This is a genomic window from Chloroflexota bacterium (assembly GCA_014360905.1).
Classification (GTDB): domain Bacteria; phylum Chloroflexota; class Anaerolineae; order UBA2200; family UBA2200; genus JACIWX01.
Genome location: JACIWW010000003.1, coordinates 1 through 24,975, shown reverse-complemented (window position 1 = coordinate 24,975; position 24,975 = coordinate 1). Strand labels below are relative to the sequence as shown.

Here is a 24,975-nt window from a genome sequence, read left to right as displayed (position 1 = left end):
CTCACTGTACCTCATAGACATAGACACGATCAACAATAAATGCTGGCTCTGTTCCTGGCAACAGACGCAGGATTCGGTCTCCCTCATAAATTGGAACATCATCCATGACTAAGACGTATTTCAGGCCTGAGGCTGTCGCTAGCTCCCGCTCGAGCTGTGGCCAGTTAGCACCATAACTGTACGCACCTACCAAAACATAGCGCACTCCCCATTGCTTTAACAAGGCAATGCTAGCAGCACTGGGAAATGTATCCAACACGGTGCGCTGCTCGTTGAAAGCAGAAGGAAAGAAAGTGCCATAACCAAAAGAGATCTTTTTGCCATGAATGCGCATCGCATATAATGTGCGACCCGATACAGCCTTAATAACTGGGAACTCCATGATTGCAAAGTCGCCCTCTTGACGACTAAGCCAGAGATCCACTGGCCGTGCCTCCACCCGACTAGTTCCTAGCGCATAAGGAAATACAGCGAACTCTAGAAGGACCAGAGCAAACATAACAATTGCCGTCACCAGGCCACCAAGGTGGGGCGGATTGTTCCTTTTGGAGATCACTCTGGTCTCGTACAGTCGCTGAAATCCATATCCCGCCAGGACCGCGACACTGAAAATCGAAATGAGTCCAAATCGGGTCCACACACGCATAGCATTGAAGAAAGGCAGATAAAGCACCAACAGCAATGTGGGCAAAGGCACGTAGATCGCTTCTGGCTCACGCAAAGTATAGGAAGAGAGAGGATAAAACGACAGGCGCTTGGTGAGAAACCCCATGCCCAGTGTAAACAGCCGTTCCAGCCATGGTGGCACTGCAATATAGACCCGCGTATTCCCCAAATGCAATGTTGTCCCTAAGGCGATGATCCCAAAGATCAGAAATAACCATAGAAATGTTGCTCGCACCTTGTCACGACAACGCCACAAAGCGATAACCGCCAATATCAACGGAACCCAACCGAGGGAAAGGACATTCTCATGGATGTTCAGAGGATATCGCTCCAGCAGCCATTGGCCCCACAGGGGATGCATCACATTGGGATAAACAAAATCCAGAGGGCTGGCTGAGAAATAATCGAGATAACTTAGAGATTGGGGCCGACTTCCCTCCTTCCACAATCGGGTAACCGGTACTACCAAGGGCCCCACCAGCAAAAGGCATACCGTTACAAAAACGAGAACACCCTGCAGAAAGCGCCGTTGCCACAAATGCTGGCGCCATGGTCTGCCGCAAAACAATACATACAGGAATCCAGCTAGGGCAAAGATATACGCATAGTACCAAGCTGATAGGGCTCCAAAGCTGTAGAAAAGCCCGGCCATAAAAGCATCACGGCCACGTTGCTGCAAAACCATTCTCCTCAGATAGATAAAAAGCAGAGGCAGCCACTGTGTACCCATGAGAGGCAAATGCCCAACACCCAAATGAGCCATGCGATAAGGGCTGAAAGCAAACACGATGCCACTGAGCAGTCCCGCTATTCGGTTTCCTGTAAGTTGTAGCACGAATAAGTACATGGCTAATCCGGATAGTACAAAGGAAAGGAATATTATTAAGTTGTAGGCGACGACTTCGCCAAAAGCCAAAGTTAGGGGTAAGGCCAGAATAGTGTGCGATAGCGTCGTTTCGGACAAAGTCATGTGGTAGCCAAAGGGATAGAACATGTTAGGATTGAAAAACGGAGACACATGCAAATCGAACAGGGCGTGCTTGAACCACCAAATCTCGTACACGTAATAGAAATTATCACCAGGTGCTGGCGGCCCAAGGACCTTCGAACCTAGATCCTTGACAAGGGGATAAGTCAGGATCAGGCTCAGCATTGTAAATGCCCCCAACACTACCCAATATGTGCTCAAAGCGCCACAGCGCCATCTGTCGCTGACTCTGATTTTGGCTTCCATGTGGCTTTGCACCTCGTCTGCTACCTGCTGATCAGCGAGACTCCCAGCAAGACCAACAGGATGCCCACCAGCCGCGCAACAGAGAATGGCTCATGCATTACAATCCAGTTGTAGAGGGGCACAAGCACATACCCCAACGCAAACATGGGATAGGCAAAGCTCTGATCAAGCCTGGACAGGGCAAACAGGTAGGCAATAAACCCAACCCCATACGAAACAATCCCACCAAAGACATAAGGGTTGAAAACCATGCGGAAGAATACCGCCACATTGATGTCAGTCAACGCGCCAAGCTGATTCAACCCTGTCTTCATCAGCAACTGACCTGTGACGGCAGCAAAGATGGCAAAGAACAACAGAATTTTGGGATCCATTTGCATTCCTCTCCTAATTCGATTGATTAACACACCACACTCTGGTGCGAGGCGTGTCAGTTTCATAAACCAGAGAAAGCGCATCGGGCTCTGCAGCGAGCCAAGCATTCAATGCAGGGCGCAAGTAGTCCGCGGTTGTAAGTGTCCAACGGAACGCATCCTCGATGATATACGCCACGTGATTCTCAAGCACACTCCATTTCAAGTCCATTGCCTGCGCTGAGTAGGGATACTCCAAAGCATGGTATCCAGTGAGAATATACAGCAAATCTGGCTTGCGACACATCACGATGCTGTGCGGGGCAGCGTGCTGTGTAACCCAGTCTATGGCAAGCAAATAGTTCTTCCATTGGGCATCAGCGGAGTAGTACAATGCCACTGGATGCCCCAATCCATAACGCAGATTGTTTTGGATATTGCGAATATTACGAACCAAGGCCGATAGGGTCAACACAGCGCACAACACGGCCAAAACAGCTATTTCAACCTGCCTAGAGCGTAGGCCACGAGAATGCCACCAACGCTGTACTTGCTGTAACACATGGTGAATTGCCACCAAGAAATAGTAGATGGCAAACGGAACAATAGGCACAACCAATCTGAGTGCAGGCCACAGATAACACAAACAGGACAGAAAGAAGAGCGCTACATACCACTCGGAGACATGCCCATGCCGGGCTTCCAGGATGAAACCAAACAGAAGCAATCCCGAGAACAACAATATGAAAATAACTCCCAGGCGCTCTAACCATGCACTCACCCTAAATACATGGGGGAAGAGGATGTTGGGCCATATTTCCAATGCATAGGTATAGATATTCTGAGCCAGTCGTGCTGCCCAATCCGATAGACTGGCTCGCTCTGTGCCATACGGATCGCTGGCGAAGTACAGAGCAAAGTAGCTGCGTCCCAGCCCTACGGAGGTGCCCGTTGTGGGTAGCAAGCTGCCGCGGATAAACCAGGGGGCCACCAGGACTCCTATACTGATTAGCAGCAATAAGGCATGCCTCCATCTCCGCCGCACAAATAAGTGGGCCACAAGAGCAAGCGCCAGAACCAGCGCGATGGAACGGATGTAGAATGCCAACACCGCCAACACAGCAATCGCCAAGACGTTCCTATCACTCGACTTTTGCCAATGGCGATCAAACAGGTAGAGGCAACAGAGAGAAACGAAGAGATAGGGAATTTCGGTACCGACCTCCGTGGCAAATTGCAGGAGGAATGGATTCACAGCCGTAAGCAATGCAGCCATTGTTGCTAGAAGGGTATTCCGCTTTTGCAACAGATCATAGACCAATGCAATGACTCCGAGAAAAAACAGCAGCGATGGCAATTTCAACGGCAAGATCGCCGCTAATAGGTCATGCATTGTGCCTGTTAAAGCAAGCACTCCAGCCAACAACAAGGGATAGCCAGGTGGATACAAAGCCATCTCGGGCGAACGAGGGTCGCTGATCATTTTGTAGCCCTTACCCATAACCAGGGACTGGCCTAGAACAATATAAGTTGCATTATCGCCAGCCGGCACCAAATGCTCATTAAGCCGCATCACAGCCAAAAACAAACCCAGAGTCAATATCAAGATCAAGCGATATTTGGACAACAGCTGCATACCCTGATCACCCTCTGTGCGCTAAGGATTTATGGTAAATAGGTCAACCTCTACACCGGTAAAATGCTTTTCCGAAACCAGTTTTGTATAGCGTGAGGTCACCAAATAGTCCTTCAGGGCAAAGTTACTGGTATGGCTCAACACGAGCCAGATACGCCGATGGGTAAGCAGCACTTGACCTACGCGTGCTGCCAAAAAGTCCCGATCAGTTATCCCACGACTGACACCTGTGTAAGATAGAGAACCCTGATAGTAGTGCCCAAAAGGCAACCAGATATCCTCGTCCACCATAAAGATGAAATCGTCCGGTTGCTCCTGAGAAGTGATATATTGCGCTACAGTACGCCAAGCCTCTTTTTGCTCATAGCGATATATGGTAGCAATGGGCCACAGGGAAGACAAAACAATGGCTACAGTAATCAGCGCTGGCAGAATCCGGCCTGGCATTCTGGATATCCCTCTTGCTACAATAACACAGTAAGGTGGCAAAAAGGGAAAGATGTAGCGCAATACCCAGAACGATCTGAATTGTGAGATAACAAAAACCGTACCAATAGGCAGAACGAGATACAAAAGGCAGAACACCAATCCGTCATCCAAGGACAATGCCACACGTTTCTGTCGAAAGTCGATCAAACTCCACACCACACAGAAGCCAAACAATGGCAAGCCTACCCAGTAAAACACGGGCGCGCTTACTTGCGTACCGAAACTGAACTTGAACCAGGTGCCGACCAAGTCCCGCCATGTTGGTGCGCCGTGCCAGGTATCCAGCAATCCCCACCAGTACTCCGACTCTGCACTGAAGATGCCTGCCAATCCAACCACAGACAAAAGCCCAACAGCAAACTGGCTAAGCAACCATTGTCTCCAGATGTCGGTGTGCACTCGCCGTCGCAAAAGCATATAGAACACATAAACATTTTCGAAAACGGCAAGGAAAAGGACGAAATAATGCGTGTTCATGGCCATAGCCGTGCTCAGTATATAAGCCAACCAATGCCAGCGCCGTCCCTCCCGAAGTGCCAACAACATAAAATAGGCAGAGCAGAGAGCCAAAGTCAATACCAGGACATACATGCGAGCTTCCTGCGAATACCAAATGTGCAATGGCGAGATCGTCAGCAACAATGCGCTGAGCAAACCCACCCGTGCGTCAAAAAGTTTTTGGGCCAAGGCATAAATGACTAGAATAGATCCCAAACCGACCACTACGGATAACGAGCGCACGATAAACTCGCTATCCCCCAGCGACAACCAGAGATGCAGAAGCATATAATACAATGGCGGAAAGATGCGCTGCGTGCTGAGAGTGAAAAGCCAGCCAATGCTATGCCTAGCCGCCCACACGCTATAGACTTCATCAAAATACAGGCTCTCCGCCGACAGGGCATACAAGCGCAATAATGCGCCGCTGAGCAAGATAAGCAGCAACCCAATCCCTGCTCTCCGTTTTGGGGCGAGGCCTGCCCAAACCTGGTGTATCCTCATGATCCCTCTGCTCGTGCTGCTTTCAGATCGTACAGCATCAAATCCATCATGCCTCGAAACTCGCGGGCTTCTATCAGTTGAAATCGGCTATCAAGAAGTTGTTTCACAATGCCATTTGGATCACTATAATGTCCACGTTGCCAGATCAGCCATACGCGTGTGTAGCGCTGAGCAATGTCTGCTACTACCTCTTCCGCCGCCTGCATCGTGACAGGAATGGGAAGGTCCATGTTGATTGCTACCTGTCCACGAGCATAATAATCAAAAGGTTTGACGTTCCAACGTGGTGAGCAAAGCACCACATCTCCTGGATGGGCTTGCGCCAAGACGTAAGCACTAATCCCCCGCCAGTCATCCCTTTGTTCGATGCGCAAGGCATTCCAATTGCCCACCAGTAGGATCAACACTAGGCACAAAACTAGAGCAAACCGCAGCCAATTCCGGCCCAGGATATGGATGCCATGAGCCACAATCATATAATAGGGTGGCAAGAATGGCAACAGATAGCGTATAGCATATATAGGTGTAACCTGAGACAAAAGCCAAATGGTCAGCAAGGGCATGACGGTATATAGGAGGCCAAACATCAAGCCTTCACGGCGTGCACGAATAATCCCAACTTCTGCATTCACCTCTGATCGCTCCAAGAATGGTGCCACTATGGCCATCACGATAGGAATGCCAAACAGCAGATAAGCCAGTCGGCGCAAGATCAAGGGGTAAAGCCGGCTATCCAGGCCAATATTGAAATAGATCCAAGTGCTCAACAAGGCATAGATAGAAGGCCTCCTAAGGTACCTATCCTCCCAACCTACACCGCGAATGCTCGCCTGGCGATAGAAGATAGGCAACCAGGGCAAAAACAACAGGAAAATAGCTAGCTCCGCCATCAGCCATCTGAACCAGATGCCCCTTGCACTCTTGTTTTGCCACAGCCAATAGAGAGCGAATAAGTTATGGGATAATAAAACAAAGAGCATGAAATAATGCGTGTAGACTGCTACAGCAGAGACAAGAACATAGCCTAGCCAATAGCGTGTTTGCCCCTTCTTTAGAGCCAGAAGCAAGAGATAACTTGACCACAGGCTCATTGTGGCTACCATGGCATACATACGCGCTTCCTGTGAACACCAGATATGCAGCGGTGACAGAGCCAATAAGAGCGCAGCAAGCAATCCAGCACGTGGACCAAACAACTCGTGACCCAGCGCATACAGGATCGCAACTGCGATCACACCTAGAACTGCAGACAGTGCACGAATGGAAAACTCTGTCTCCCCTGCACGAAGCCAGAAATGCAAAGCGAAATAATAGAGTGGGGGATGAATATCTGCAGCGGCCCAGGCGACCTCTGAGCGCAAGTCCATGCGGGCAATAATCAAGCTGGTCGCTTCATCGAGCCAGATGCTCTCTTTGCCCAGCCCGGCAAAACGCCAGAGAAAAGCAACCAGCACAACCAATACAAACAGACCAACCTTGGTATGGACGGGTAGCTGTGCAACTTCTGTCCAACATTCCTCCATGTGCCCGTCCTCTTAGCGCTGAGGGGCATTGCCATGAGATGAGAAAGGTGTAGGTCGCCACCAACTCCATTCGACGCATTTGCTGCACGAAGGCACGTCTTCCAAATTGCCTTCCAGATGTTTGCGTCGCAGTTCTACCATTCGGGGACCATTCCAGGCTTTCATCACACCGTCACGAACGTTGCCAAGGGGATAAAGCGCATTATAATCGCGATCGCAGCAAACCAGTGTCCCATCCCAATAGATATGCACATGGTACCACAGATTCGGGCAATGGTAGCGTTTTCCAGGCACAACGATCTCGTCATCGTCAGCGCGCAATTCACTGATTTGCTGGACCTGGTCACCCCAGGAGTCAAAAGCTTTGATATGCACACGATCCACCCCAGGAATGTGCCAAATCTGTTTGAACTCATCAATTTCTGCAGCAGTCGGTTTGATGTGAATAATCTGCACACTGACACGAGGCCCTTGACCACGCTGGCTTTTCATCTCAGCAAAGCGCAGAATATTTTCACGAGTTTGCTCGAAATCGGCCTTGCGCCGCACACGCTCGTAAGTCTCGGCCGTCGAACCATCAAGACAGAGATAAATAGCACCTAGCCCTGCATCTAGTATCTTGTGGCTGCTCTCTTCGGTCAGCAGTGTCGCATTTGTAGAGATTTCGCTATGGAGACCGTGGCTACGGCAATACGCAATCATGTCGTAGATTCGAGGATGCAAAAGAGGCTCGCCCCAGATGTGTAAGGTAGTTGTCTGCACATGAGGTGCCATCTCGTCAACGATCTGAGTGAAAAGGTCATAGTCCATATACCCCTTTTGTCGCGTGAGTAGGCCTAGACCTGTTGGACACATCACACACCTCAGATTGCACACATTGGTGGATTCCAGATACATGCGATCGGGATAAGTCCACAAGCGGGTGCAGCCGCTGATGTAAGAAAGCCATTTTGCAAGATTGGAAGCACGGCGTCGATAACGCTGCACGCGATGCTTTATCTTGGTCAAGACCATGTCTTTACCCTCCGTATACGGAGACTAGCAAAGCGTTTAAACGCTCCCAAGCGCAACAGGTAGCGGGCAAGCACTCGCAAAGGCTCAAAACGTGAAATCCGCCACAGAATGGAGCCCAATCGCGGCCCAAATGCTTGTTTATACAGATACTTTGACTTACTTTCTGCTAAGGCGCGCTGGGCTTTGCGCATCCATTGGCTGAGAACGGTGTCCGAAACCTCAGACACATTCAGAAATGGGACTAGCTCTTCGTCTGGATCAGTGTAATAATAAGCCCGAGTGAAATCCTGGTTATACTCTGTTTCTGGTTTCTTCTTGACTAACTCGTCCCATAGGCGTGTGCCGGGGAAAGGCGTAGTGAGACTGAACATTGCTTCATCCAGGTTAAGCGCAACTGCCAAATCTACAGTTTGTTGCATGGTCTCTTCCGTGTCGCCAGGAAGCCCTAGCATAAAGTATCCCTTGACTTGAATCCCAGCCTCCTGTGCCCAGCGCACTGCTTGTCGCACTTGCTCCAACTTAATACCCTTGCCAATACGCTGTAGAACCTCTTCGTTACCGGATTCGATCCCAAAGTGTATACGGCGACAGCCAGCTGCGTACATCTTGCGTAAAATCTCAACATTTACACGGTCTACACGCCCCAAACATTGCCAGCGAATATCCAATTTCTCGTTGATAAGTTGCTCTGTAATAGCCTCTAAACGTCGCTGGTCAATGGTGAACAGATCATCAATGAAGTAGAAATTGCGGATGCCATATTGGTCAATCACCTGCTTCAGTTCGGCAATGATATTTTCTGGGCTGCGTTGACGATAAGTGCGCCCAACAATTCCCTTGAAACAATAACTGCAATTATAAGGACAACCTCGGCTGGATAAGATCGACAACATAGGTTGCCCGTCAGGAGTACACAAACCATACCGTTTCAAATCGAATAAGTGGCGCGCAGGGAAAGGCAAGTTGTCTAGATCGGTAATAAGCGGCCGATCTGGATTCGAAAGGATTTCGCCCCGGAGCCGGTAAGTGAGGCCCTTGATTGTGCTGAGATCACCACTATCGTACAGGACATGTACCAACTCTCTTATCGTCTCTTCGCCCTCACCACGAACTACATAGTCGATCACAGGTGACTCTGCCAATATCCGCTCTGGATAAACGGTAGCATGAGGCCCCCCAATCACAATAGGCCTACCCAGATAGGCTTTCAGCAACGTAGCAATCTCTAGAGCGCTGTGATACACGCTGGTCATCGCCGTGATGCCTATGAGATGCGGATCAAAAGCGCAGACAGGTCTTACATCATCCTCAAGAGCCGTATAAGGATCCAAAGCAAAATCAAAAATTCTTACCTGATGGCCATCTCGCTCCAGAACAGCAGCTAGATAAGCCAAACCCAGCGGCGGATAATCATTAGCCTTTTTATTCCATTTTGGTGAGATTAAAGCAATCCTCATGATCTATCTACTTATACCCTTTATACTGGCATTGCGCCTCTCTCAGTATCTGACGTACACATTCGTGGCTGATTCGGTCTACAATGCCGTGTTTCACAGCTTGCTGGGCCAATTTATGCAGGGTCCAGCGGCTAAAATTCAACCCCAAATCCCTTGGCTTTGCTCGAGCCAGGCGAACAATTTCCTGCCTTTGTTCTGGAGAGAAGCGCAACCTTGGGCCACCAGAGCGCACTGTCCGCAACCCCTCACATCCCCGTTCATTGAAACGATGAATCCATTTGCGTAGATTGGCTGGATGAGACTTAACCAGTGGCCCTATCTCTGGTACCCGATAGCCCTGGCTCGAAAGAAGAATGACCCTAGCACGATGTCTCATCGCTGGATCGCCGCCTGCTAACCAACGCTTGAGTTGTTCTTCCTCTGCCTCAGTTAGCTTGCGCACATAGAGCGCCATACTCTTCCCCCTCGCATCCAAATCTCTAAAAGGATGTCGGAGTTCACCTCCGGCTAACAACATTCTAGCCTTTCGAGATGAAAAGAGGATGAAAAACAAGCGCGACAGGGGTTACAATCCGCTCATGTAGTACGCCATTTCAAATGAAGAAAATGTAAATTTTTTCAACTATATTCATTTTCCGGCCAAAAGCCAAAAAGAGGCCAGAGCACGCTCCTCTCAAAACCAAGGGGGCTGGATCAGGCAAGACCAATTCTGCAAGCAGGCTGCTCTGGCCTTGAGAATGTCACTTTTTGTGCTCGCGTGAGCGCTTTTGTCTCTGTTCCTTTCTGGGCAAGCTCGAGAAGTCGAGCAACAATTCGCCCTCTTCAGCCCTGATCTTTTTGGGCAAAATGAAGTAGAAAGTGCTGCCTTTGCCCACCTCACTTTCCACCCAAATCCGGCCATGGTGGTATTCCACAATATGCTTACATATCGTCAAGCCAAGACCAGTGCCGCGATAATGTCGCGCTGAGCCACTATCCACTTGATAAAAACGTTCGAAGATGCGTTCCTGTTCACTTGCTGGAATACCAATGCCAGTATCCGAAACAGCAACCTGCACCTCGCCTCCCAAGTCCTGAGCCGCAATGGTCACAACTCCAGAAGGAGGAGTGAACTTGATCGCGTTGTCAATGAGGTTGGTCAAAACCTGTTCAATGCGCATATAGTCTGCTTCGACGACCGGGATCTCTGCCCCAACACGGTTGACTAGTTGGATCTGACCACGCTCTGCTAGGGGCTTTAACTTGTCAATGACCGCCGCCGTCACTTCTGACAACGAAACCTCGCTTAGGCGCAATTTAATTTGTCCTGACTCGAGGCGTGAGAATTCGAGCAAGTCATCGATCAGACTTTGCAAATGAGTTGTTTGATCGCGCACCGTGGCGAGGAAATCAGCCTGGGTGTCTGTAAGCGGGCCAGTCTTGCCCATCAAGATAATGTCCACGAAGCCCTTGATCGAATGCAGCGGTGTTTTCAGTTCATGAGATACTACCGACAAGAAACTAGATTTCATACGCTCGAGTTCTTTTTGACTTGTGACATCCCTCAGCACGGTCACCACTCCACGTGCCTTACCATCTGCGCCAAGAATCGGCGAGGCTAGGGCCTGATAAGTAGCCTCTATCCTATCACCTGCTGGTGACAGAGAGATCTCCCGCACAATGGCATTTCCAGCACCATGAAGCGCATCCTGAAAGAGGGATGTCAGTTCCTGATGCGGTATAAGTTTTGATAATGACACGCTACTGGACACATCCGCTTTGACTCGAAAGATACGAGTAGCAACCGGATTCATGAGCAACAAATTTAGATCGGGGTCTGTCACAATCACTCCGTCGCCAATGCCACGCAGAATTGCCTCGAGTTCGTTTCTCCGCTCCTCGACATGTTGATAAATCTGCTCTGTTTGCCTTTGCTCCTCGACAAGCTGCTCATACAGTCTGGCATTTTTCACTGCAACAGCCGCCTGATCTGCGAAGGCAGTCAGGAGGTTCAAATCCTCGGTTGTAAACACATCGGCATCTGCGCTTGTGGCAATCAGCGCTCCAACCGCTTTATCGTCCAGAAAGAGCGGCACACTGATTACCGAGACAATGGGCAGATGGGTCATGCTTGTAAAGCGATCGTCCTGCCGTACATCGCCAATGAGCAGCGGCTTGCCATTCTCCACAATCCACTGAACAAGGCTCTTGACAAACTCGAAACTGGTGTCAGTCCCAACACCTACCTTCCCATCTGATGCTGCCATGGAGAGGACCTGGTTGCGTTCCTCATCCAAAAGTGCCACTGAGCAGCGTGCTCCTTCCAGAACCTGAGAAGCATTAGCCACAATGAGACGTAGCACATCCTCCAAAGCCAGCGCGGAATTGATGGCCTTGATTCCTTCCTGAAGGGTTCGCAATTCAAGCACTCTATTGCCAAGGCTAGTAGCCATTTGCTGCATGGAGCGCGTTTTACTGTCCAACTCCTGGGTACGTTCGGCTATACTACGTCGTAAACTCGATTGCAATAGGTAATTGTGTTCATTCAACCAGCCTAGATAGACCGAGGTCAATACACTGCCAAAGAGCAAAACATAGCGCTGAAGGAAAAGAGGCTCGGTCAAGAAAGACCATGTATGGAGCGAAAAGCGCAGAAGCACCGTGTACAACAGGCCCGAGGCAAAGGGAAAAATCAATGCTTCATGCCACGCAGGATAATACAAGATACTTTTCAGTGCTAACAATGCATACAAGAAGTACAGTTCGCTGACAGCAGCACCACTGTAATAAATGATCAGGCTAGCAAAAGCGATGTCCATTCCATATGAGAGCAAGTAAGAGTTGCGTCCCCATGACTTGGCCATGTCCAAGCGAAACACTAACTGGTACGTAAAATACAGGTTGAACAGAGCATAGGCCAACACCCCAATAGCCAATCCAGTAAAGATGCGATATTTTTCCAGAAAGCGCGTACTGAACAAACCAAGTAGCAATAATGCCCACTTGATGGATAAACCCACCCGACGTTCGCTCTGCAATATCGTATTCAAATAGTCAGCATGATCATCCGTATGTGCTAACATCTTGCCCACCACGATTTCATTCTACAGTCATCTCAGCACCGGAGTCTCCTGAGGTGGAGAAGGTGGAGGCGGAGGTGTTGATGGTACTGCTGTTGCGGTAGGAGTGGGCACAGGTGTTGGTGGTACTGCTGTTGCGGTAGGAGTGGGCACAGGTGTTGAAGTACGAGTTGGAGTGGGTTGTTTAGTACGCGTAGCAGTAGGGCTGGCAGTAAAGGTCGCCGTTGGTGTCAACGTTGCCGTAGGAATAGGCGTTTCGGTAGGCGTTGGAGTAAAACTAGGCTGCACTGTTGGCGTAAGCGTAGGCTCAACCGTAGGCACTGCAGTTGCACTTACCACTACAGAAGTTGTCCTCGAAGCCACAGGCGTCCCTAATACATAGCGCCAAATGCCATCCGTTGTGCCTGCCCAAAGAATAGAAGGATTCTGGGGATCAAGCGCCAAAGACAAAATGGTTACATCGCCTAGCCCCTTTTTCAAGGGAGTCCAGCGTATGCCGCCATCCACTGTGCAATAAGCCGCACCATATTGTAGGCCCACAAACAAGACGTCCTCATCACCTGGATACAGAACTATTGTGTTGATCCGTCGGCCCTGTGTCGTCAGAGCTAGTTTAGTCCATGTCAAGCCAGCATCTATGGATTTGTATATGCCGCTTTCTGTCGCGACATACAGCAAGTCAGGTTGAATCGGTGAGATAGCGATGTCATAGATATGAAGGCCGTCCAACCCCTGAGCCTGTTCCAACCAGGAATTCCCGCCATCTTTGGTGACAAACAGGCCACGTCCGTCAGTCCCTATATAGATCACGCGTGGATTGCCAGGACGGATAGCGAGAGACGAGATCTTGTTCACCTCTATAGCTGGCGGATTAAGTCGCAACCAGGACTGCTGTTCCCCGATATTGCAATAGATGCCCTCGCTCGCTGCAGCGCAAACCACGCTGTTTTTCACACTTGGCAGTGTCATGATCGCAATTTGCCGCACCTCCTGGCCTGCCATCACCCTACCTGCAGGTAGCCAGGTCGCGCCCTTCTCATCCAATACGTATAACCCAGCACTGAGCGAACTGTCTCGACTGCCAGCGCCGCCTATGCCAGCGTATGCAATGAGTGGATTGTCAGCATCTACAGCAAGGGCTTGCACATTGATATTTGTAAATTGTCCAGAAGGCAAGCCATCGTTCAGTGCCGTCCAGGTGATGCCATTATCCGTACTGCGATATATTCCCTTATCAGCAAGCAGTACATACCGCACAGGAATGATTCCTCGAGGAAGCAACACCTGTTTAATCGCACTCTTGGATAGCCCAGCATATACCCAAAGGTCTGTTCCACTCTCATGCAAAGCGGCTGGCAGGAAGAAAACGGGCAAAAGAAAACATAGGATAGCCAGGACAATCTGGGTTGCTTTGCTTTCCAAAAGACCGTGCAGATAACTGTGGGCGCTTTCCCTTTCCACGACAAAGGAGCGATTGTTCATTTTCTGATCCAATCCGGCTAATACACCTCATCAATCACCGGATGATCGGTGTCTCTGTAGGGGGCGGAGGACGCGGTGGAGGTGGCGTAGGCGGCAAAGGTGTAGCAGTGAAAGTGGGAGTGGGTTGTGGTGTGCGGGTTGGTGTTCGCGTCCTGGTTGGAGTTGGAGTCGGTGGATAAAGAGCCAGGTACACCTCGCGCTCCTTTACCGCCGCTTCAACATGGTCACAGCCATCGATAGCCAGTACGTTTCGATACTGGAGCAATGCTTGTTCCAGATCCCCGGACTCATGATAGGCATCTCCCAACCGCAAATAGGAAGTGCACAACATAGCAGTGACCCGGCCATCCATATAACTCGGACGTGTACTGTAGATCTGTTGCAAGACAAGGACCGCTTGCGGCCAATTCTTCTGATTGAAAAAGAGGTAACCTTGGCGATAAAGATCTGCCAGCCTCCTCTCAGTAAGAGCTGTCTTGTCATTGGGTAGGATCAGCAATGCCCGATCAAAACTTTGAATCGCCTGACTCATCAGATCCAGAGACTCACCTGCCCCAGCTAAAAGCTCCACCCCATGCCGAAAATAGGCATAGAAGAGAGTTTGTTGCACATCGTTCGTCTTGAAAGCCGGCGCTGTCTCACGCAATTGTTCCAGGATATCAATAACCTCCTTCCATTTGCCCTGTTCAAAATAGCGCCGGGCTTCGGCAAAGCGGGCATCCAAAGTCTGCTGGCTCTTGATGAAATCAACCTTAGTACGAGCATCCTTAAACGTGGGATCAAGCGCTATAACTTTCTCTAACTTCTCCAATGCGCTATCCCACTTCTCAGCAGCCATGTCTGCTTCCGCTTGTGTATATAGGTAATCCATCTGCTGAAATCTCTGTGCTTTGGCATACCAAGTCTGCACATCTTCGTTGTTGGGAGCCAGAGCCAGTGCCTCGCCAAAAGCAGCTACAGCGCGGTCATATTCGCCAACGTTCAATGCAGCTCGCCCCTGGTTCACCAGACTCTGGACGCGGGCCTGCCGTTGACTATTGATGAGTGGATCTAGCCATCCTGTTACGTACAGCACTGAGAAAAGAATCAACAGGGAGGCCAGAACAACCAACACTATTGACCACGTGGTCCTACGCCGTTCGCGAGGAAGTTTTGCCTCTCTTCGTGAAACACGCTTCGCTTCACGCGCTTCTTCCGCTCTACTTGTAAAAGGCACAGCCCTACGGCGCTCCGGTTGCATTTCCTGCAATTGAAGGAACAGATCTACCTCATTCAAAAGCGCGTCAACATTCCGCCGGCCAGGTGCAATGGATTTCAAGCGTATAAAACAGGCCCTGGCTTCTTCCCATTCCCGTCTGCGGTAATGAGCCATGCCTTCCGCATACAAAGCATCAGCAGCTTCGGAATCCTGGATGCTATCTACATTTGCGTCCTCTATCTCGTCAGGCACAATACTCCCCCTCTATCTCTCAGCCTATCGCTTAAGCGGTGGCAATTCGAGTTCCTCCTGTACTTTAGGGAGTACCGAACTCAGCGTTGCTTCTGCTGCTAACCCAGCCATAGGAACAAGCCGCTTTATGACAGGCAAACAAATCTTATACTCCAAATTGACCACTCGGACATCGTCGACATAAGTCCAAGTATTCAGATGCTCATCCTCTCTAGTCACATTGGCAAGACAAACTTTTAGTGTTTGCCCTGCATACGGCTTGAGATCCACTGCTCCCTCACGCCATCCCAAATCCCGCAAAGTGCCATAATCCGGACCCTTGTGCCCATCTGTAAAAACGTAGGTGGGAGAAATATCGCCCGGACGCCACAGAGCAATATTGAAGGAATCGAAGAACTTTCCGGTTATTGGCCCTAGTATTAAATCATACGTGAAAATACGGTAACGGAAAAGTAGCATGGGAGCAGGCATGTTCTGCACGGTAGGCACATTGATAGTCTGACAGATCATGGACACGCCAAAAGGAGCGTCCCTTCTATCGCGGCAACCCAGAACCACCGCATAGGTATTCCCACCGCTATACGACTGTGTATAAACCCGTGTGGGCCAGCAGCTACCCTGACCGCCACCAGTGATCCACAAGATCTCCCATTCACTCGCAATATCGCGCTCGAAATCACCATTGAGCAAAGGATCTATAGATACATAGGTATCGGCAACAACAGGATAAGGCTCCACATTGCCCGCTTTATCCATTGCCCGGGTACGGAAATAATAAGTCCTTCCCCGCACGCCAGTAAACAGTTTGGAACGCTGCGTTGGGTCTAAGGAAATGGCCCAATCTTGCCAAGTGCCAATCGTCCCTTCTTTATACTGTACGTCAAAGGCAGCAAGGCCAGATAATCCATCACTGCCATTCCAACGGACAGTGAAAGAGGTAGATGGACTGTAGCGATCAGCATAGGCATAGGATGAGGGTGGAGTGCGGTCAATCTTGACCGAACCTGTGCGTATGGCTTCCGTATTGCCTGCGATATCCACAGAATAGTACGAGAACGTAATGACGCCTTCAGCGCTTATGACAAACGAAGTGCCATTATGCCATGCCCCATCGCCAATCCGATAGTAGGTACCATCCTGCTTGCATCCGGAGTGAGCGTCTGTACAATTCAATGAGATTTGCACATCTGAGGTGTACCAACCTTCACCTCCAGAAACACCCTCCACACTAAAAGTGGTTGTAGGCGGCGTTCGGTCGTATTTAAGTGTAACCATGCCTCGTTTCTGATGATCCTTGTTGCAGGCCTTATCTGCCAGCCATACATAGACTGGTATCAACCCCTCCTCAGTAGCAGAGATAGCAAGTGAGCTATGGAAACCATCCACATAAGTTCCATCTGAGGAAAAAGTTGGAGGATTTACCTGTTTATAGTAAACTCCTGCTATTCCAGATAAATCCCAAGGATTCACCCAACGAACCACAAAATTGTTCTCTCTGGACCAATCGCTTGGCTCAACCCAAATAGGCATGGGCGCATCTGGCGCCGTCTGATCGATTCGGACAGTTGCGGTGACGATGTCGCTATGGTTGCCAGCGACATCCCTGGCCCTGCTTTCGATCACATAGCGGCCATCGCTGGACTCGTAATAAGCAGTGCCTTGCACCCAGCCTCCACCATTTACCTGATAACTAATCACTCCAGTAGCCATGCCTGAGAGTGCATCCGTCGCCACAAAAGTGACAGTAATAGGAGAATTGTACCATCCACCCACGTTACACAGGCGTCCTGCTACCACTGCGCTCAATTGAGGAGGAGTCTGATCCAGTGCTAGCGTGACCGCATGTCTGGTGCGATGATCGCTATTACCTGCTCTATCCCGCAACCAAACATACACATTATGCAACCCATCTCCGAGCTGGGTTGGCACCTGCACACACGGGATAGACATGATATTGTCACCAAGGACAAGAATCCCATCGGTCGGTGAAACCGGCACATGAAAACTATAGTAAGCTCCACCGATGCCTGAAAAATCAGCAGGATTCGCAAACCAACGGATATCGAAGCAGTTGATATTGGTCCAGCCACTGGGCACAGGATATGGGGCGTAAGGAAGAGCCAATGGTGCGCGGGAATCCACACCAATGGTCAGCGTGCGCATCGGTTCTATATTGCCAGCCAGGTCCGTTGCGTAGTACGTGACCGTACGCATGTACTCGCTCTGCCCTGCCGGGATCGTAATGGTAAACGATGTTAGCGGCTCCCTGATCTGCCAGGACCCGCTGTCAATGCGGTAATGCACCTTATCCACGCCAGAGACCCCCTGTACACCCGTAACGGCATCGCTGGCGATTAAGGTCACGGTCACCGGCGCGGCGAGAAACCAGCCGTTGTCACCCTGAACGCCTTCCAGTTGGTAGGCAGTAGTGGGATAAGTTTTATCTACCTTGAGTGTGGCAGTTTGTTCTGTCTCCCAATTGCACGCAACGTCAACAGAGTAATAACGAATAGTATGCGCTCCATCAGCGGTTACACAAAATGAATCTCCCGTCTGCAAAGTGTCCGTATCTACCTGATAGCAGGTGATGGATATGCCAGAAGTAGCATCCACAGCATTCAAAGTCACGGAAACTGGCGATATGTACCAACCTTCACGCCCTAGGGTACCAGTATAGATAGGTTGGTACGTAGTAGGTGGCACCGTATCAATCTTTAGCGTAGGAGTGAGCTCACGTGGTGTTTCGCTATTGCCCGCAATATCCACCGAATAGTACTCGATGGTATGAACACCTTGCTCCGCTATCTGGAAGTTGGATCCGGTCACTTGCTGCCAGCTGCCTCCATCTTTGCGCCAAAATGTTGCACTGATGCCAGAAGTCGCATTGATCGTACCTGGGTCTGGATTTACATCCACAGCGGAGAGGTTGACCTGTACTGCAGAAATATACCAGCCTTCGCATCCCTGCCTGCCATCCAAGTTCACAATAGTTGTAGCTGGAGGTTCGGCATCCCATTTAAATGCTCCTACTGTAGTGGCGTTGCGGGTTTGGAAGTTAACATTGCCCGCCTTGTCCTCCAGCCAGATGAAAAGCTGATGGGCACCCTGTGTCGGCACGGCCAATCCTTGGATGCTTTGAATTCTCTCGCCTGAGATTGGTACGGGTGACCCTGGCGATTCATCTTCGTTGTTCACCGGCGCAGCATTCCATTTATAGTGCGCGAGCTTAACTCCTGAAAGGTCGGCAAGACATTCCCATGTTACAGTAAAAGAATTCACTGGTGTCCACACCGAAGGTTCAACAGCAAGGTTAAAGGGCGATGATGGCGGTGTGATGTCGTACACAAACGTGCCTATACCAGGGATATCTTGCACGTTACCACAGGAATCTGTAGCACGGCTGGTGACTGTGTAGACTGCTTCTACGGTTGGTGTAAAGGGCACTGTCCAGGTAATGTTTCCAGTAGCCGTAATCCATTTTTCAGCCGATGCCCAGGAAAAGCCATCATAATAGAAATGGTCCAATGACCTCTGCAATTTCACTCGAACATGTGCAACCCCGGACACAGCATCGCTGGCTATGCCCTCGATTGCTCCGGGCCACGTATTGAAATAACCAACAGTGGCAACCACAGATTCAGGGGGAGTGGCATCATAGGTGAACACACCTGTGCCAGGCTCGATTTGCAGGTTGCCACAATGATCTGCGGCCCTCACAGCAACCATGTAGGTTGTTTCCAGTGTTGGCGTAAAGGGCAACGACCAGTCAGTTGTCCCAGTAGCTGTGAGCCAGGTGGCAACAGGCGTCCAAGAAAAGCCATCGTAATAAAAGCCATCCAACGCCCGCTGCAGCCTTACCTGAACGTAAGAAACTCCGGAGACCAAATCACTAGCCACACCCTGTATGGCTCCAGGCCAGCTATTGAAGCAGCCGGTGGTTGTTACCACTGTCTGGGGCGGTGTGACATCATAACTGAACGTACTCGTGATAAACACACTTTGCCAATTACCACAATTATCTACAGCTTTCGAAGTAACCGTGTATACTGTTTCCACAGGTGGTGTAAATGGCAATGACCAGACAGCTGTTCCAGAAGCCGTAACCCAACTCTCAGTTGGCCCCCAGGAGGTTCCATTGTAATAGAAACGATCCGAGGCCCTTTGCAATCGGATTTGCACTGACGCAACACCAGAAAATGCGTCGTTGGCCAAACCCTGTATGGCCCCTGGCCAAGTGTTGAAGCAGCCAGTAGTCGTTACTACAGACTGCGGTGGAGTTGCATCATAACGGAAAACGCCACTTCCCGGTATCCCTTGCACATTGCCGGCGTTGTCCGTAGCTCTGGAAGTAACCGTGTACACTGTTTCTACCGTTGGGGTAAACGGCAATGACCAGTTCGTAGTGCCAAAAGCAGCTATCCAACTCAGCGTTGGCCCCCAGGAGGTGCCATTGAAATACCAAGAGTCCAAAGCGCGCTGCAAGGCGATTTCCACAACTTGTACTCCAGAGCCAGAATCGCTGGCCACACCCTTAATCTCCATAGTAGAGCTATAGCAAGAAGCCACAGCCACAGTGGAGTCAGGAGCAACTCTATCTACGCGCACAGAATAGGCGTTGCTTTCTAACCACTCGTCAAGTGAGGACTTGATACGAAACCTGATCTGATTTTGATCCTCGGTAGCAGAATGAGGGAAAAATAGATTGGAGACAGTCAAACGGCGCCTTGTGGTATCCAATATGACAATCTGAAGACTTTCTGCAACCCAGTTGCTCCAAGCATCTCCCGTGCGGTATTGGTACTCGGCTTCGTCAATAAACCCATCCGGGTGGTAAACTTCGATCGTACAGGTCACCAAAGTGGTTGTAACCCACCCACTGGGTTGAAAATCATACCAACTTTGGAGGCTGGCTCCCATCAGCGTTGATTCGATGGTCATGCCCCTGACCTGGGTAGCCGCACATAAAAAGATAAACAGCATGCCAAACGTAACTACACTTATCAGGGCTCTAACCCTCATTCTCCGCTCCCCTTTCCGATACTTGATAGAGCTCCCCACAAAAACACAGTATTAGATTGCAAATGGAAGCATACCTCGTATATTGGATACCGCTGCGGACCCGTGGATTTGCGCCGTGAACCCGAATGGCAAAACCTTCACGGACGCTCGAATTTGTATCCAAGGCCACGTACTGTGAGTAGGTATTTAGGATTTTCAGGATCCTCCTCGATTTTCAAGCGCAAGCGGTGTACATACACGGCGATCTGGTTGCTATAACCTTCGTAGTCATAACCCCAAACGGCATTCAACAGCAAATCATGACTCAGGATACGACCCGCATTGCGCATCAGACAGTGCAGAAGCCTGAATTCAATCGGTGTCAGATCTACCTTTCGGCCATCCGCAAATACTACCCGATTGTTCACCGGTTCAAGCGTGATATCCCCTACGGTCAAGCGTACCTGCGCTTCTTCGCCCGCAAAAACCTCCGCTCGACGCATCACCGCTCTCACCCGAGCTAACAGCTCTGCTGGCTCAAAGGGCTTGGCTAAGTAGTCATCTGCTCCTAACTGCAGCCCAGCCACCTTATCCGCTGTCTCGCCTTTAGCTGAGAGGAAAATAATGGGAACATCCAGCTTTTGGCGTATCCGCCGGCACACTTCGAAGCCATCAACGTGTGGCATCATGACATCCAGGATCACCAGATCCGGCTGCTCGCGATTAACCAATTCTAGAGCGGTCGTCCCGTTATCTGCGCTGAAGACCTCATACCCTTCCTCACGCAAGAGAAAGGAAATCATCTTGACGCTGGGTGGATCATCATCTACTACCAGAACACGCATATCCGCACCTTATTCCTCTCTTTTTGGAGACGCACAGACACATAAAAAGATATGAACTGATTGTTTTAATTATATCATTCGTTGTCCAGTGTGCAAAATACAAGTTTTTCAACTCCTTGTTATGTGTTTTGATGCTGCATACACTTCTGCCCATCTAACAGAAAGCGACCAGTTGCCGAAACCGCATCAAACCGTTATAATATGCCCGACTAGGCAGGAGGTGCACAACTGACGGTCTCGGTATCAGTCATCGCAACAGTGAAAAACGAGGGCAACTCTATCGGGCGGTTATTGGAGTCGCTTAGCCAACAGACACGCCCGCCCGACGAAGTGGTCATTGTGGACGGGGGCTCTGACGATGACACGCTATCCCAGTTATACGCCTGGAAAGACAGCGGGCGCCTGCCACTTTGCATCGTAGTCGAGCCCGGGTGCAACATTTCTCGTGGCAGGAATATCGCGATCGCTTCCGCGCGGGGTCCCATTATTGCCGGCACCGATGCTGGAGTTCATCTGGACCCATCGTGGTTGGCCAATTTGACGCATCAATTTATGGCAAATGAACCAAACTCTGCTCCCATTATCGCATGTGGTTTCTTCATGCCAGAGACGACCACCGTCTTCGAGATAGCTATGGCAGCCACGGTCCTGCCTGTTCTAGCGGACGTCAACCCTGCGAAATTCTTACCCTCCAGTCGGTCGGTAGCCTTCTTGAAAAGCGCCTGGGAGGATGTGGGAGGGTATCCCGAATGGTTGGACTATTGCGAAGATCTGGTCTTCGATCTCCGCTTGCACGCCAGAGGCTATCGCTTCGTATTTGTGCCCACTGCTATTGCATACTTCCGTCCACGCAGCGATCTCAGCGCCTTTTTCAGACAATACTATCGGTATGCACGAGGTGATGGCAAAGCGGACTTGTGGCGCAAAAGACACGCCGTGCGCTACCTAACGTACCTGGTTGCTCTTCCTCTCCTCCTCTGGCTTTGCGTCAATAGAAGTCTGTTATGGGGCGTACCCCTAGCATTGGGGGCAGCAATCATGTTCTGGACGCCCTACAAGCGCTTGTGGCCTGCGCTCAAGTCCCTCCCTATTGTAGATAAGTTGAAGGCTTTCTGTCTGGTGCCCATTATCCGAGTCACTGGGGACATTGCCAAAATGCTCGGCTATCCTGTAGGTGTCTATTGGCGCTGGCATCACCGTCGCAACATCCCGCGCTGGCGTGACTGAATCTACCATGGTTAGAATGGATACTCGCCTCATGGACCTCTCAATCGTGATTGTCAATTATAATACGTGTGACTTGCTGCGCGAATGCCTGCGCTCCATCTACGCCAGCCAGGGAAACTTTGACTACGAGGTGATCGTTGTAGACAATTGCTCACCTGACGATAGCGTGGCTATGGTGCAGCGAGAATTCCCCCAAGTCAACTTAATCGCCAGCCAAATCAACGGGGGATATGCCTATGCCAACAATCTAGGCCTGCAACAAGCAACAGGTCGCTATGTGTTGCTGCTCAATCCAGACACGGTCCTGCCACCTACAGCCCTTCGCGACATGCTGGCCTTTATGGAAGAGCACCCCGATGCAGGCGTGGCTGGTCCTAAGTTGGTATTGGCTAACGGCAGCCTGGACTTAGCCTGTCGGCGTAGCTTTCCCACCTTGGACGTCGCGTTCTACCGCCTGGTTGGGCTTAGCAAGCGTTACCCTCATAGCCCCCGCTTCAATCGCTATAATCTCGGCTATCTTGACCCAGATCAGATGACCGAGGTTGACTCCGTGGTCGGTGCCTTCATGATGATACGCCGTGAAGCGCTGCAACAAGCCGGTTTCCTCGACGAACGCTTCTTTGCCTACGCAGAGGATATTGACCTTTGTTACCGCATCAAAGTCGATCACGGATGGAAAGTGTATTACAATCCCAAAGTAGTTGTCACACACTACAAGGGTCAATCCACAAAGCAACGCTATATACCCATGAATATCCAATTCTATCGTGCCATGTGGCTTTTCCATCAGAAACACTTTGCCCCGCGTACTTTCTTTGTGGTCAATTGGGCTACTGCACTGGGCCTTATTTGCCTCTGCGGCTTGGCTCTGCTCATCAACTTTTTCCGCCCACCGGAGAAACGAAAGGTAGGTCTATGAATCGGATCCTTTTGACCAATGATGATGGACTAAATTCACCAGGCTTGATTGCTCTCAAGCAAGCAATCGAGACCGTCGGTGAGGTCCTGGTTTTCACTCCCGATCACAACTGGTCTGCTGCTGGTCACGGGAAGACGATGCACAAGCCATTGCGTATTCAGGAAGCCAAACTGGCAGACGGTAGCCCGGCTTTTACCACAAATGGTGGGCCTGCTGATTGCGTGGCATTAGCGGTACTAGGCGCATTTCCTCATCAGCCTGATCTGGTCATCTCTGGAATCAATCTGGGCTCGAATGTGGCACAGGACATGACCTATTCAGGCACGGTGGCAGCCGCGTTGGAAGCCCTCATCTCGGGTATTCCTGCCATAGCGATTTCGTTAGCCATGCGTGATGGCACAGTGGCAGACTTTAATTGTGCTGCGCGTTTTGCTGCCGTGTTGGCACGCAAGGTATTGGCGAGCGGACGCAAGGACCTGCTCCTGAATGTGAATGTACCTGCTATACCATGCCATGAAATCGCTGGAGTGGAAATCACCCGCCTGGGACGGCGTATCTACCGGGATGTCCTGATCGAGAGGCAGGATCCACGAGGTAATACTTATTACTGGATTGGCGGAGAGCCTCCAACAGGTGTGATTGAAGAGGGGACGGATATCGCCACACTTGCGGCGAATAAAATATCGGTAACTCCTCTCCAGCTAGATCTAACTGCGCATCATTTGCTGAGCGAACTGCGCGACTGGCAATTACGTTTCGAATGATGAGGGAGATACAAATGGACTTATGGACGGTTATTGCCCGTAGATGCAGCATACGACGTTTCACCTCTGAAGAAGTGAGTGCGTCCACAGTGCAAAAAATTCTCGAAGCAGCCATCCGCGCTCCTTCAGCCGGCAATCGGCAACCGTGGCATTTCGTCGTTGTGCGCAGGGCAGCGGTCAAAGAGGCTCTGGCACAGGCGGCATATGGACAGGATTTCGTAGCCGAAGCGCCAGTGGTCATCGTGGTCTGTGCAGAACCAGAGCGCTCCGCGCTGCGCTATGGGGCGCGAGGAAGGGATCTGTATTGCTTGCAGGACACTGCAGCAGCTACCGAACACATTCTATTGGCTGCTACTGCTCTTGGCCTTGGTTGTTGCTGGGTAGGTGCTTTCGACGAGAAAGCCGCTGCTCGTGCCTTGGCGCTGCCTAGTCAGTTTCGGCCTATTGCGATGGTGCCTATCGGACAAGCTGCAGAACCAATGGCACGCACCCCACGACGCCCATTGTCAGAGGTTACATCCTATTTGGAATAGTTTTTGTAATTGTTCAGATTAGGCTGGATGTGGTATACTGAGCTCATGACACTGGAAGAAGTTGTTGCCCTACATGCTGAGAACGATGCTCTGCGTGCACAAGTAGTTGCTTTGCAAGAGTAGCTAGCCCAGAAACGCATTGTGGGAGTGCTGGAGCAACTACGGCAGAAAGCGGAGCCGACGCTACGCGATAGCAAGATGTAAGTGGCCAATAGATCGTTACCAGCCTCTTTGTCACAAGCGAGCAGCAGGTCGGTACTAATTGGGTCGAGCAGGATAGGTGGTAGCAAGGCGATATGCTCATCCCCAGTATACCCCAAATGG

At 50.5% G+C, this 24,975-nt stretch carries 17 protein-coding genes; 4 read left to right on the top strand and 13 right to left on the bottom strand.

Annotated elements, in window-relative coordinates; translation table 11 throughout:
• Position 1: 1 nt before the first annotated feature.
• From H5T67_02025 to H5T67_01965, 13 genes are all read right to left on the bottom strand, one after another.
• The gene (locus tag H5T67_02025; GenBank protein MBC7244097.1) at positions 2-1,900 is read right to left on the bottom strand and encodes a hypothetical protein; all 1,899 of its coding nucleotides are present in this window, start codon (positions 1,898-1,900) and stop codon (positions 2-4) included.
• 20 nt (positions 1,901-1,920) lie between these two features.
• Positions 1,921-2,274: an EamA family transporter gene (locus H5T67_02020; GenBank protein MBC7244096.1), complete on the bottom strand. Its 354-nt coding sequence runs from the start codon at positions 2,272-2,274 to the stop codon at positions 1,921-1,923.
• A gap of 13 nt (positions 2,275-2,287) precedes the next feature.
• Entirely contained in the window at positions 2,288-3,889 is a 1,602-nt protein-coding gene (locus H5T67_02015) for a glycosyltransferase family 39 protein (GenBank protein MBC7244095.1), read from the bottom strand.
• Between the two features lie 21 nt (positions 3,890-3,910).
• On the bottom strand, positions 3,911-5,380 hold the full coding sequence (locus H5T67_02010; GenBank protein MBC7244094.1) for a glycosyltransferase family 39 protein: 1,470 nt from the start codon (positions 5,378-5,380) through the stop codon (positions 3,911-3,913).
• Positions 5,377-6,903 (bottom strand): glycosyltransferase family 39 protein, encoded by a 1,527-nt coding sequence (locus tag H5T67_02005; protein MBC7244093.1) that lies wholly within the window; start codon positions 6,901-6,903, stop codon positions 5,377-5,379. Before H5T67_02005 ends, H5T67_02010 begins: the two co-directional genes overlap by 4 nt.
• A 12-nt stretch (positions 6,904-6,915) precedes the next feature.
• Positions 6,916-7,917 carry a radical SAM protein gene (locus H5T67_02000; protein MBC7244092.1) on the bottom strand — a complete coding sequence of 334 codons (1,002 nt, stop codon included), beginning with the start codon at positions 7,915-7,917 and terminating at the stop codon, positions 6,916-6,918.
• Positions 7,908-9,374 carry a radical SAM protein gene (locus H5T67_01995; protein ID MBC7244091.1) on the bottom strand — a complete coding sequence of 489 codons (1,467 nt, stop codon included), beginning with the start codon at positions 9,372-9,374 and terminating at the stop codon, positions 7,908-7,910. The genes H5T67_02000 and H5T67_01995 overlap by 10 nt, the downstream gene beginning before the upstream one ends.
• Before the next feature lie 7 nt (positions 9,375-9,381).
• Positions 9,382-9,828: a helix-turn-helix domain containing protein gene (locus tag H5T67_01990; GenBank protein MBC7244090.1), complete on the bottom strand. Its 447-nt coding sequence runs from the start codon at positions 9,826-9,828 to the stop codon at positions 9,382-9,384.
• A 286-nt stretch (positions 9,829-10,114) separates the two neighbouring features.
• Positions 10,115-12,436 (bottom strand): GAF domain-containing protein, encoded by a 2,322-nt coding sequence (locus tag H5T67_01985; GenBank protein MBC7244089.1) that lies wholly within the window; start codon positions 12,434-12,436, stop codon positions 10,115-10,117.
• Between the two features lie 27 nt (positions 12,437-12,463).
• The gene (locus tag H5T67_01980) at positions 12,464-13,915 is read right to left on the bottom strand and encodes a hypothetical protein (GenBank protein ID MBC7244088.1); all 1,452 of its coding nucleotides are present in this window, start codon (positions 13,913-13,915) and stop codon (positions 12,464-12,466) included.
• Positions 13,916-13,949: 34 nt separating this feature from the next.
• On the bottom strand, positions 13,950-15,365 hold the full coding sequence (locus H5T67_01975; protein MBC7244087.1) for a tetratricopeptide repeat protein: 1,416 nt from the start codon (positions 15,363-15,365) through the stop codon (positions 13,950-13,952).
• A gap of 24 nt (positions 15,366-15,389) precedes the next feature.
• On the bottom strand, positions 15,390-20,384 hold the full coding sequence (locus tag H5T67_01970) for a hypothetical protein (protein ID MBC7244086.1): 4,995 nt from the start codon (positions 20,382-20,384) through the stop codon (positions 15,390-15,392).
• Positions 20,385-20,521: 137 nt separating this feature from the next.
• Positions 20,522-21,208: a response regulator transcription factor gene (locus tag H5T67_01965; GenBank protein MBC7244085.1), complete on the bottom strand. Its 687-nt coding sequence runs from the start codon at positions 21,206-21,208 to the stop codon at positions 20,522-20,524.
• Between the two features lie 258 nt (positions 21,209-21,466).
• On the opposite strand from H5T67_01965, the gene H5T67_01960 reads away from it, so the two are divergent.
• From H5T67_01960 to H5T67_01945, 4 genes are read left to right on the top strand one after another with little or no spacing between them, the layout of a single operon-like run.
• Entirely contained in the window at positions 21,467-22,435 is a 969-nt protein-coding gene (locus H5T67_01960; GenBank protein MBC7244084.1) for a glycosyltransferase, read from the top strand.
• 16 nt (positions 22,436-22,451) lie between these two features.
• The gene (locus H5T67_01955) at positions 22,452-23,354 is read left to right on the top strand and encodes a glycosyltransferase family 2 protein (protein MBC7244083.1); all 903 of its coding nucleotides are present in this window, start codon (positions 22,452-22,454) and stop codon (positions 23,352-23,354) included.
• Entirely contained in the window at positions 23,351-24,118 is a 768-nt protein-coding gene (surE, locus tag H5T67_01950) for a 5'/3'-nucleotidase SurE (GenBank protein ID MBC7244082.1), read from the top strand. The genes H5T67_01955 and surE overlap by 4 nt, the downstream gene beginning before the upstream one ends.
• A gap of 14 nt (positions 24,119-24,132) precedes the next feature.
• Positions 24,133-24,651: a nitroreductase family protein gene (locus tag H5T67_01945; GenBank protein MBC7244081.1), complete on the top strand. Its 519-nt coding sequence runs from the start codon at positions 24,133-24,135 to the stop codon at positions 24,649-24,651.
• Positions 24,652-24,975: the final 324 nt, after the last annotated feature.

Coding starts and splice junctions, on each gene's coding strand:
- H5T67_01945 (MBC7244081.1), top strand. CDS start 24,133: ATGGACTTATGGACGGTTATTGCCCGTAGATGCAGCATACGACGTTTC.
- H5T67_02025 (MBC7244097.1), bottom strand. CDS start 1,900: ATGGAAGCCAAAATCAGAGTCAGCGACAGATGGCGCTGTGGCGCTTTG.
- surE (MBC7244082.1), top strand. CDS start 23,351: ATGAATCGGATCCTTTTGACCAATGATGATGGACTAAATTCACCAGGC.
- H5T67_01985 (MBC7244089.1), bottom strand. CDS start 12,436: ATGTTAGCACATACGGATGATCATGCTGACTATTTGAATACGATATTG.
- H5T67_02005 (MBC7244093.1), bottom strand. CDS start 6,903: ATGGAGGAATGTTGGACAGAAGTTGCACAGCTACCCGTCCATACCAAG.
- H5T67_02020 (MBC7244096.1), bottom strand. CDS start 2,274: ATGGATCCCAAAATTCTGTTGTTCTTTGCCATCTTTGCTGCCGTCACA.
- H5T67_02000 (MBC7244092.1), bottom strand. CDS start 7,917: ATGGTCTTGACCAAGATAAAGCATCGCGTGCAGCGTTATCGACGCCGT.
- H5T67_01970 (MBC7244086.1), bottom strand. CDS start 20,384: ATGAGGGTTAGAGCCCTGATAAGTGTAGTTACGTTTGGCATGCTGTTT.
- H5T67_01995 (MBC7244091.1), bottom strand. CDS start 9,374: ATGAGGATTGCTTTAATCTCACCAAAATGGAATAAAAAGGCTAATGAT.
- H5T67_01955 (MBC7244083.1), top strand. CDS start 22,452: ATGGATACTCGCCTCATGGACCTCTCAATCGTGATTGTCAATTATAAT.
- H5T67_01965 (MBC7244085.1), bottom strand. CDS start 21,208: ATGCGTGTTCTGGTAGTAGATGATGATCCACCCAGCGTCAAGATGATT.
- H5T67_02010 (MBC7244094.1), bottom strand. CDS start 5,380: ATGAGGATACACCAGGTTTGGGCAGGCCTCGCCCCAAAACGGAGAGCA.
- H5T67_01990 (MBC7244090.1), bottom strand. CDS start 9,828: ATGGCGCTCTATGTGCGCAAGCTAACTGAGGCAGAGGAAGAACAACTC.
- H5T67_02015 (MBC7244095.1), bottom strand. CDS start 3,889: ATGCAGCTGTTGTCCAAATATCGCTTGATCTTGATATTGACTCTGGGT.
- H5T67_01980 (MBC7244088.1), bottom strand. CDS start 13,915: ATGAACAATCGCTCCTTTGTCGTGGAAAGGGAAAGCGCCCACAGTTAT.